This is a genomic window from Variovorax sp. 20P10.2.4 (assembly GCF_058244205.1).
In genome coordinates, this window is record NZ_JBZAYE010000240.1 from 1 (window position 1) to 10,153 (window position 10,153).

Annotated in this window: 9 protein-coding genes; 5 read left to right on the plus strand and 4 right to left on the minus strand. The window is 68.8% G+C overall.

Annotated elements, in window-relative coordinates; all coding sequences use genetic code 11:
• Together AC27VN_RS21365 and AC27VN_RS21370 are read left to right on the plus strand one after the other, a co-directional pair.
• Positions 1 to 577: SDR family oxidoreductase (locus AC27VN_RS21365; RefSeq protein WP_490877809.1), on the plus strand; the 577-nt coding region annotated here is incomplete at its 5' end.
• Between the two features lie 49 nt (positions 578 to 626).
• Positions 627 to 2,987 (plus strand): DUF5672 family protein, encoded by a 2,361-nt coding sequence (locus AC27VN_RS21370; protein ID WP_490877810.1) that lies wholly within the window; start codon positions 627 to 629, stop codon positions 2,985 to 2,987.
• A gap of 23 nt (positions 2,988 to 3,010) precedes the next feature.
• On the opposite strand, the gene AC27VN_RS21375 is transcribed toward AC27VN_RS21370, so the two are convergent.
• Positions 3,011 to 3,916 (minus strand): DMT family transporter, encoded by a 906-nt coding sequence (locus tag AC27VN_RS21375; RefSeq protein WP_490877811.1) that lies wholly within the window; start codon positions 3,914 to 3,916, stop codon positions 3,011 to 3,013.
• A gap of 103 nt (positions 3,917 to 4,019) precedes the next feature.
• Here AC27VN_RS21375 and AC27VN_RS21380 point away from each other — a divergent pair, with 103 nt between their 5' ends.
• The 3 genes from AC27VN_RS21380 (at position 4,020) to AC27VN_RS21390 (ending at position 6,730) form a co-directional block, all read left to right on the plus strand.
• The gene (locus AC27VN_RS21380) at positions 4,020 to 5,006 is read left to right on the plus strand and encodes a quinone oxidoreductase family protein (RefSeq protein WP_490877812.1); all 987 of its coding nucleotides are present in this window, start codon (positions 4,020 to 4,022) and stop codon (positions 5,004 to 5,006) included.
• 180 nt (positions 5,007 to 5,186) lie between these two features.
• Complete coding sequence (locus AC27VN_RS21385; RefSeq protein ID WP_093351697.1) at positions 5,187 to 5,642, plus strand: response regulator; 456 nt, start codon at positions 5,187 to 5,189, stop codon at positions 5,640 to 5,642.
• A 71-nt stretch (positions 5,643 to 5,713) separates the two neighbouring features.
• Entirely contained in the window at positions 5,714 to 6,730 is a 1,017-nt protein-coding gene (locus tag AC27VN_RS21390; RefSeq protein WP_490877813.1) for a bile acid:sodium symporter family protein, read from the plus strand.
• Positions 6,731 to 7,354: 624 nt separating this feature from the next.
• Here the strand turns inward: AC27VN_RS21390 and AC27VN_RS21395 are convergent.
• From AC27VN_RS21395 to AC27VN_RS21405, 3 genes are all read right to left on the minus strand, one after another.
• The gene (locus tag AC27VN_RS21395; RefSeq protein WP_093355764.1) at positions 7,355 to 9,016 is read right to left on the minus strand and encodes a Na/Pi cotransporter family protein; all 1,662 of its coding nucleotides are present in this window, start codon (positions 9,014 to 9,016) and stop codon (positions 7,355 to 7,357) included.
• Between the two features lie 93 nt (positions 9,017 to 9,109).
• Positions 9,110 to 9,973, minus strand: a complete 864-nt coding sequence (locus AC27VN_RS21400) for a phosphodiesterase (RefSeq protein WP_490877814.1) — start codon at positions 9,971 to 9,973, stop codon at positions 9,110 to 9,112.
• On the minus strand, positions 9,970 to 10,153 hold a 184-nt coding region (locus AC27VN_RS21405; protein WP_490877815.1), incomplete at its 5' end, for a TOBE domain-containing protein. The genes AC27VN_RS21400 and AC27VN_RS21405, both read right to left, overlap by 4 nt.

The following is a 10,153-nucleotide window of genomic DNA, read 5'->3' on the forward strand; positions in this document are numbered from 1 at the left end:
GGCCGGCCGCGCCGCGGTGTTCGCGCTGGGCCACGCCTTCGACATCGTGGTCACCAATGCCGGCGGCCCGCCGCCCGGCGACTTCCGCAACTGGGAGCGCGAGGACTGGATCAAGGCGGTCGACGCCAACATGCTCACGCCGATCGAGCTCATCAAGGCCACGGTCGACGGCATGGCCGAGCGCGGCTTCGGGCGCATCGTCAACATCACCTCGAGCTCGGTGAAGTCGCCGATCGAGGTGCTGGGCCTGTCGAACGGCGCGCGCAGCGGCCTCACCGGTTTCGTGGCCGGCGTGGCGCGCAGCGGCGTCGCGGCCAAGGGCGTGACCATCAACAACCTGCTGCCCGGTTCCTTCGAGACCGACCGCCTCAAGGGCACGATGAGCGGCGCGGCGCAGAAGTCGGGCCTGGACTTCGACACCGTGTGGGAGAACCGCAAGAAGTCCGTGCCCGCGCGCCGCTTCGGCACGCCGGCCGAGTTCGGCGCGATCTGCGCCTTCCTCTGCAGCGTGCAGGCCGGCTACATGACCGGGCAGAACGTGCTGGCCGATGGCGGTGCCTACCCGGGCACCTACTGAGCCGGACCGGGCATCACGCGGAACGAAGAATTCGCGGGGCAGGAAGAAGATGAGCAGGGAGTCGTTTGAGAAGATCACGCTGGTGTCCGTCACCGGCCTGCCGGACGCGCGCGGCGCCGCCATGGCGCTCGCGTTGAGCCTGGCGCAGATGCCCGGCGCGCGCGCGCTGCTGTGCAGCCCGCAGGCGCCGGCCGATCTGGGCCGCGGCATCGCGCACCGCGCGATCGCGCCGCTCAACTACCACGAGTACAGCTGGTTCATCATGTTCGCGCTCTGGCGCGTGGTGCAGACCGAGTTCGTGCTGATCGTGCAGGAAGACGGCTGGGTGCTCGACGCGGCCAACTGGAACGAGGCCTTCCTCGACCACGACTGCATCGGCGCGCCGATCCACCTCGCGCGCATCGAGCCGCCGCAGGGGCCGGCGTACTGGCGCACCCGCTTCGAATGGGCCGACGAGTACGCGCGGCCCGACCACCGCGTCACGCCGGTGCTCAATGGCGGCTTCAGCCTGCGCAGCCGGCGCTTCCTGCGCGCGCTGGTCGACCATCCGCAGATCCGCGTCGAGATTCCGCCGCCCGATGCGCTCGAGGGCGAGCCGCTGCGGATGCACTGGCATCACGACCCCTTGCTGGAGGACGTGCAGCTGACCGGCGTGCTGCGGCCCGCGCTCGAGGCCCAGGGCCTGCGCTTCGCGCCGGTCGAGCTGGCGCGCGAGTTCGCGATCGAGCATGCGGGCCCGCAGCTGCACCATGGCTTCGATGCGCTGAAGATCTTCGGCCATCACTCGAAGGTGCGCCGGCTGGTGTCGCTGTCGCCGCCCACGGTGCGTTCGCTGGTGCCGCTGTCGGAGCTCGACGGCTGGTACGGCGAGCGCGACCTGCTGACGATGTTCGAGCGCCGCGGCTACCGCATCGAGTTCCCGCCCGAGGCGCAGGCCGTGGCCGTGTCGCCGGGCCCCACGCGCAGGGTCTACGACTGCTTCACCTACAACGGCGAGGCCGACATCCTCGCGGCGCGGCTGCACGAGCTCGACGAGGTGGTCGACTGCTTCGTCGTGGTCGAGGCCGACCGCAGCTTCACCGGCGTGCCCAAGCCGCTGCGCTTCGATGCCGCCGACCCTCGCATCGCGGCCTTCCTGCCGCGCATCCGCCATGTGGCGGTGCACGACATGCCCGAGGTCGACGCGGCCGCCGATGCGATGGCCGTGCCCGGCGACTGGCATGCCGACACGCCGAAATCGGGCTTCTGGATCCGCGAGAAATTCCAGCGCAACCAGATCCTGCGTGGCCTGCACGACGCGGCGCCGCACGACCTGGTGATGATCTCCGACGCCGACGAGATACCGCGCGCCGGCACCGTGCGCGCCATGCGCGACGACCGCCGCCACGAGGTCTTCGGACTGCGCCAGGCCTTCTATTACTTCTACGCCAACTACCGCAACGTGCGGGGCCCCGAGGCCGCGTCGGTCTGGACCGTGGCGGCCACGCGCGCGCGGCTCGACGGCCTCACGCCCGACCAGCTGCGCCTGCGCGTGCGCAACGGCGCCCAGCCGGCGCGGCTGATCGACGACGCGGGCTGGCACCTGTCGTACCTCGCGATGGACGAGGAGGCGGTGCGCGCCAAGATCCGCGGCTTCGCGCACCAGGAATACAACCGGCCCGAGCTGCTCGATGCGCTCGACATCCCCGCGCTGCTGGCCTCGGGGCGCGACCTCTATGACCGGCCCGGCTATGCGTGGCAGCTGGTGGGCCGCGAGGAGGCGCCGCGCTGGCTGGCGAGCCAACCGGAACTGGCGCACCTGTTCGCGCCCGACGCGCCGCCGCCGGTGCGCTATGCCAAGGAGTCGTACCTCACGGTCGAGCCGAGCCCGTTCGGCTTCTGGGAGCGGCATGCGAACCGCCGCATCCTGCAGGCCTATGCGCCCTTCATCCAGGGCCGCGTGCTCGACATCGGCTGCAACCACGGCGCGAGCACCTACTGGCTGCGCGAGAACCCGCGGGTCAGCGAGGTGGTCGGCGTGGACCTCAACGAACAGGCGCTGTCGCTGGCGCGCGAACTCTTCGATGCCGTGCCCCTGGCCAGCCTGTTCGTCGAGCACGACCTCACGGCCGACGGCCCGATCGTTCCGCCGGCCGACACCGTCGTGAGCTTCCATACGCTGGAGCACATCTACGCCGACGACGTGGCGGACTTCCTCTCTTCGGCGTGCCGGTCGCTGGTGCCGGGCGGCTACTTCGTGATCTCGATGCCCTACGACCGCGCCTATCCCGATCCCTGCCACGTGGGCTTCTACACCGAGGCCAGCCTGGCGCAGGCGATGGAAGGGGCGGGACTGGAAACCATCGAGTGCTTCAAGGACGACCGCTTCGACGAGAAGGACCTGCTGACCGGGCTGTTCCGCAAGCCCTGAGCAGTGCGCGCGCGAGCGCTCGTTCAGCGCCGCGTCGACACCACGATCCCGCCCACGATCAGCACGAAGGCCGCGCCGTGGTACCAGTGCGGCGCCTCGCGCAGGAAGGCCGCCGACATCACGGCCGCGAACAGCGGCGTGAGGTTCATGAAGATGCCGGCCACCTGCGGCCCCGCGCGCTGCACGCCGGTGCCCCAGCAGCGGTAGGCCAGCACGGCCGGGCCGATGCCGATGAAGGCCATGGCGGCGACCAGCGGCCAGCCCAGGTCGAGGTGGGCCGGCGTCAGCGTCCATTCGCCGGCCGCCAGCGCGCCCGACCAGGCGATGCCGAACACCAGCTGCGCCATCAGGAAGGCGGCCCAGTCGCGCCGCAGCGCGGCGGGCTCGTGCGTGCGCGCGAGCAACCAGCTGTAGAAGGCCCACGCGATGGTGCCCAGGATCATGTAGAGGTCGCCCGGCACCAGCCGCAGCGCCAGCAGCTGGCGCCACTCGCCGCGGCTGAGCACCAGCAGCACGCCGAGCATCGACAGCAGCGCGCCGCCGATCGCGCGCCCATGCGGGCGGGCGCCGAAGAACAGGCTGCCCACCGCCAGCATCCACAGCGGCAGGCTCGAGCCCACCAGCGTCACGTTGATCGGCGTGGAGGTCTGCAGCGCCAGGTACTGGAAGGCGTTGTACAGGCCGATGCCCAGCAGGCCCAGCAGCGCGTAGCGCTTCCAGTGCGCCCACAGCGGGCTCGCGGGCCGCAGCACCGGGGCCGCGAGCGGCAGCAGCAGCACGAAGGCGATCACCCAGCGCACGAAGTTCAGCGTGAGCGGCGACACCAGCTCGCGCACCAGGCGGCCGACCACCGCGTTGCTGGCCCACAGCAGCGGCGGCACGACGAGCAGGAGGATGGTCAGGGGCGTGAGGCGCTGTGGCGATGGCATGGGCGCCGACTCTAGCGGCTGGCGGCAATGACCCGTGTCGCCGCGGAAACCCCAAACATGGCAGGATGCGCCTCTTCTTTTTTCGCGCGTGGAGACAGCACCGATGTTGAGCAAAGCCGTTCGTATCGACCGCCATGGCGGTCCCGAGGAACTGAAGATCGTCGAGGTCGAGGTCGGCGAGCCCGGCCCCGGCGAGATCCGCATCCGCCACAAGGCCGTGGGCCTGAACTTCATCGACACCTACCAGCGCAGCGGGCTCTATCCGTTCCAGATGCCGCTGCAGCTCGGCATGGAGGCCGCGGGCGTGGTCGAGGCGGTGGGCGAGGGCGTGACGCACCTGAATGCCGGCGACCGCGCCGCCTATGCGAGCCAGCCGCCCGGCGCCTACAGCGAGCTGCGCGTGATGCCCGCCAAGTGCGTCTGCAAGCTGCCCGACGACATCTCCTTCGAGACCGGCGCGGCCATGATGCTCAAGGGCCTGACCACGCAGTACCTGCTGAAGAAGACGCTGCCGGCCGAGGGCCTGCAGCCCGGCGACTTCGTGCTGTTCCATGCCGCGGCCGGCGGCGTCGGCCTGATCGCCTGCCAGTGGGCCAAGGCGCTGGGCCTGCAGCTGATCGGCACCGCCGGCAGCGACGCCAAGTGCCAGCTCGCGCTGGACCACGGCGCGGCGCACGCCATCAACTACAGCAGCGAGAACTTCGCCGCCCGCGTCAAGGAGATCACCGGCGGCAAGGGCGTGAAGGTGGTCTACGACTCGGTCGGCAAGGACACCTTCGAAGGCTCGATCGACTGCCTGCGTCCCTTCGGCCTGCTGGCCGTGTTCGGCAACGGCTCGGGCCCGGTGCCGCCGGTGAACCTCGGCGTGCTGGCCTCGAAGGGCTCGCTGTACCTGACGCGCCCCACGCTGTTCTCGCACCTGGCCACGCGCGACAGCACGCAGGCGGCGGCCGACGACCTGTTCGCCATCGTGCAAAGCGGCGCGGTGAAGATCCCGATCGTGCAACGCTATGCGCTGGACGACGTGCAGCAGGCGCACCGCGACCTCGAGGCGCGCAAGACCACGGGCTGCACGATCTTCACGCTCTGAGCGGCCCCGAAGCCGGGCGTGGCGGCACCCCGGCCTTGTCCTACCCGGGCAGGGGTGTCATGCCTGCGTCTTGTGGCGGGTGCACTTTGTAGCCTAGTTGCCAACAAAGTCCAGCCAGCCGTTCATCGGGCCGAAGCGGATGCCTCGCTTCGCCGCCCGCAGGGATGGCCGCATGCCGCCATGAGCACCGTCCGCACCTTCATCGTCGAAGACAACCCCACCATCCGCGAGAACCTCGTGGGCACCTTGCGCGAGGTGGCGCGGGTCGATCCGGTCGGCCTGGCCGACACCGAGGCCGAGAGCACGCGCTGGCTGACGCGCAACATGGCGCTGTGGGATCTGGCGATCGTCGACCTGTTCCTCAAGGACGGCACCGGCCTCAGCGTGCTGCAGGCCTGCCGCCACCGCGATCCGGCCCAGAAGATGGTGGTGCTGAGCAACCACGCCACCCCCGACATGCGCCGCCGCTGCCTGCAGCTCGGCGCCGACGCCGTGTTCGACAAGGCCACCGAGGTCGACGACCTGATCGACTACTGCCTGCGCCGCCGGCAGGCGCGCTTCACGACGGCCGCCGCGAGCTATCCCCCACCGTCCGCGTCGCCTTCTTCGCGCCCCGCCGCCTCGACGGCGCACTAGCGCGAAAATACGGGTAATCCCTTATTCGAGCGATCGTCCCTGCACAGGGGCCGGTCGCGCTTTGCCTTTCCATGTCCCGTTCCCGTCTCCTGCCCGACAACTTCACCCTCGCGCTGCTGTCGGTCGTCACCCTCGCGAGCCTGCTTCCCGCCAGCGGCCGTCCGGCCCAGTTCTTCGAGGGCCTGACCACGGTGGCCATCGGCCTGCTGTTCTTCCTGCACGGCGCCAAGCTCTCGCGCGAGGCGATCCTCGAGGGCATCACCCACTGGCGGCTGCACCTGCTGGTGTTCGCGAGCACCTTCGTGCTGTTCCCGCTGCTCGGGCTGGCGTTGAAGCCGGTGCTGGTGCCGCTGGTCACGCCCGAGCTCTACACCGGCGTGCTGTACCTGTGCGTGCTGCCGGCCACCGTGCAGTCGGCGATCGCCTTCACCGCGATGGCGCGCGGCAACATGCCGGCGGCGATCTGCAGCGCCTCGGCCTCGACGTTGCTGGGGGTGTTCGTGACGCCGGTGCTGGTGGGGCTGGTGGTGTTGCCGCACGGCGGGCATGCGGCTTCGTCGTCGCTCGATGCGATCGGGCGGATCCTGCTGCAGCTGATGGTGCCGTTCGCGGCGGGGCATCTGCTGCGGCCGTGGATCGGGGGCTGGGTGAAGCGGCGTGCCTCGGTGCTGAAGTTCGTGGACCAGGGGTCGATCCTGCTGGTGGTCTATACGGCGTTCAGTGCGGCGGTGATCGAGGGGTTGTGGCGGCAGGTGCCGGGGCATGCGCTGGTGGGGTTGCTGGTGGTGTGTGCGGTGATCCTGGCTTTGGCGTTGAGCCTGACTACCTTGTTGGCGCGCAAGCTTGGCTTCGATACGGAGGACGAGATCACTATCGTGTTCTGTGGGTCGAAGAAGAGTCTGGCTAGCGGGATTCCGATGGCGAAGGTTCTGTTTGCTTCGCATGCTGTTGGCGCCATCGTTTTGCCGCTGATGTTGTTTCATCAGATGCAGTTGATGGTTTGTGCTGTGTTGGCGCAGAGGTATGCGCGGCGGGAAGCTGGGGTTGCTGAGCCTTCTGCTGTTGTGGGGGCTGTTTCTTCTAAATAGCGTTTGCCTTTGCGGCGGCAGGAGCCGGGAATTCCGCCCGGCGGCGGACCTACTTTCTTTTGCTTCGCCAAAAGAAAGTAGGCAAAGAAAAGGCGACCCCACTGTCTGCGACCCTTCGCTTCGCTACGGGCAACCTGCGGTGCTCGCGTTTCGCGGGGTCTCGCAGAACTCGCTCCGCTGCGCTGCGCTCAGACAGCTGCGAGCCCTTATCCGCGAAACGCTGCGCTCCTCGGCGCAGCCAGAGGGGGTGGGTCGGGCCATCGCTGCGCTCGGCCACAGATACCCGACAGGCCTTCGCTTCGCTCGGCCTCGAAAGAAGACCCGGAGCGGAAGCATTCCTGCACCCCACACAAGGACGCGCCATGGCGCGTTGACCCTCATCCCCTCTGGCTGTGCCGAGGAGCGCAGGAGAAAGCGGGATAAGGGCCGCAGCTGTCTGAGCGCAACGAAGTGGAGCGAGTTCTGCGGACCCCTGCTTTCTCCGAGCACCGCAGGTTGCCCGCAGCGAAGCGGAGGGACACAGACAGCGGGGTCGCCTTCTCTTTGGTTACTTTCTCTTGGCGAGACAAGAGAAAGTGACTCGCCCGCCGGGGCGAGACCCGGCCAACGGCTTCAATACAAAACTCAGCCTTCGATCTTCCCCAACCGAGACTCTTTCAACCGAGAAGGCGCCAACGCCCCAGCCGACTCCAAGATCGGATAAGCAATAGAACAGATATGCGAATTGATCCGCTTCAAATCACTGATCAGATCGATATGCAATGAACTCGTCTCGATGCTCAACGTCGTCCGATCCGACAAACGATCCAGGTGCGTCGTCGCATAAGCCCGCTCCAGATCCCGAAACCGAGCCTTCTCCTCGAGCAGCTTCTGCGCATCCCGAACATTCCCGTTCAGGAACACGCTCATCGACAGCCGCAGATTCGCCACCAGCCGCCCATGCAGCTCGACGATCTCCGCCATGCCGGCTTCCGAGAAGTTGCGCTGCGGCTTGATCTTCTTGTCCTCCACGTCCTGGATCACCCGCTCGATGATGTCCCCGATCTGCTCCATGTTGATCGTGAAGCTGATGATGTCGGTCCAGCGCCGGCTCTCCTCCTCGCCGAGGGCCTCGCGCGAGATGCGCGTCATGTAGTACTTGATCGCCGAATAGAGCTCGTCCACCGTGTCGTCGAGCTGGCGCAGCTCCTGCGCGAGCTTGAGGTCGTTGCGGCGGATCACGTCGAGCACGCCGATCAGCATCGTCTCCACGATGTCGGCCTGGTGCAGCGCCTCGCGCGCGGCATTGGAGATCGCGAGCGTGGGTGTCGACAGCGCCGAGGGGTCGAGGTGGTGCGGCCGCAGCGAGGCGGTCGAGGGCGCGGGCTCGGGCAGCATGCGCGTCACCAGGTTCGCGACCATCTGCGTGAGGCCGATGAAGCCGACGCTGATGACGATGTTGAAGGCCAGGTGGAACAGCACCACGCCGTGCGTGGGCGTGGGCAATTGCGGCTGCACGTGGCGAATCCAGAGCCCGACGAAGGGTGCGACGATCGCCACGCCCAGGGCCTTGAACAGCAGGTTGCCGATGGTCACCTGCCGCACCGGAATCGCCGACTTGGCGGTGGTCAGCACCGCGAGCAGGCCGCTGCCGAGGTTGGCGCCGAGCACCAGGCCGAGCGCGACGTCCAGCGGCACCACGTTCGAATTGGCCATGGTCGCCACCAGCAGCACCACCGCGAGGCTCGAATAGGCCACGATCGCCAGCACGGCGCCGATGGTGATCTCGAGCAGCACGTCGCTGCTGATCGAGGCCAGCAGGGCGCGCACGGCGGCCGAGGAGAACAGCGGCTCGGTGGCTTCGACCACCAGCTGGAGGGCCAGGAGCATCAGGCCCAGGCCGATGAAGACGCGGCCCACGCGCCCGGCGACCGTGGCCGAGCGGGTGATGAACAGCACCACGCCCACGAAGATGAACATCGGCGAGAGCCAGGACAGGTCGGCCGAGAACAGCACCGAGATCAGCGCCGTGCCGACGTCGGCGCCGCGCATCACGGCCAGCGCCGCGGGCAGCGTGACCAGGCCCTGGCCGACGAAGGAGGAGGTCATCAGCGAGGTGGCGGTGCTCGATTGCACCAGGGCCGTGACGCCGATGCCCGAGAGGGCGGCCGTGAATCGGTTGCGCATGCTCTGCACGAGGATCTTGCGCAGGTTGGCGCCGAACACGCGAAGAACGCCGGTGCGCACGAGGTGCGTGCCCCACACCAGCAGGGCGACGGCCGCCAGCAGGTTCAGAAGATGCTTCATGGGTGTCGGGCTTGATCCTTTCTTTTCGTTCTGATTCGGTTTTGCGTCGACCCCCCATTCTCCACATGTGGCCGGTGCAGGCCAGCCGGGGTCCTAGTCGATCAACGCGCCGTTGTCGTGGAACGGGTACGGCCCCTCGAAATGCCCGGAAGCCGCGAGGTGCGTGACCAGCCGGCCCGCCGTTGGCGACCAGGCATGCACGCGGAAGCCCGGGGGCTCGAGCGTCCAGGCCGAGGCCGCGTCGGGCGCGAGGTCGAGGCAGACCTGGTGCGCGGGCGCGGGCGCGGTCGAGGCGAGGGTGCCGCCGAAGCGCACGTCGATGGCGCGGTGCAGGTGGCCGCAGATCACGCGTTCCACGTTGGGATGACGCGCGATCAGGGCCTCGAGTTCCGCCGCGCCCTCGAGCAGGCCGATCTCGTCCATGTGGCCGATCAGGGTCTGGAACGGCGGATGGTGCATCGCGACCACCACCGGCTCGCGCCGGCTCTCGCCGAGCCGGGCCTCGAGCCAGGCCAGCCGCTTCTCGCACAGCGCGCCATGGCTGGCGCCAGGCACCACGGTGTCGAGCGCGATCAGCCGCAGCGCGCCGACGCGCAGCGTGTACTGCACGAAGCCGTCGGTGTCGCCGCCGTCGCCGAGGTAGGCGTGGCCGGGGAAGCTGCGGCGCAATTGGTCGCGGTCGTCGTGGTTGCCGGGCATCAGGTGGACAGGGATGCCCCGTGCCTCGAGCGGGGCCAGCAGGCGCGCGAGGTGCTCGTACTCGGCGGCACGGCCGAAGTCGGTGAGGTCGCCGGTGATCACCACCGCGTCGGGCGCCTGTCGCAGCGCGAGCACCGACTGCACCGCGCGCTCGAGGTAGGGCGCGGTGTCGATGCGGCCATAGGCCAGCCGGCCCGGCTCGCGGATGTGCAGGTCGGTGAGCTGGACCAGGAAGGTGTCGTGGGTCGTGGCGGTCATGCGCGGGTGTCCTGCGGGCTCATCAATCGGTCGGGGTGGATGCGAAGCGCGACGGCATCGCCGATGCCGTAGGGCGTGTCGCGCGCGGTGTCGGCCAGGAGCATCTGCGGCTGGTCGGCCACGCGCAACTGCAGTTGCACGCGGTCGCCGAGGAAGGTGCGGCGCTCGACCGTGGCCGTG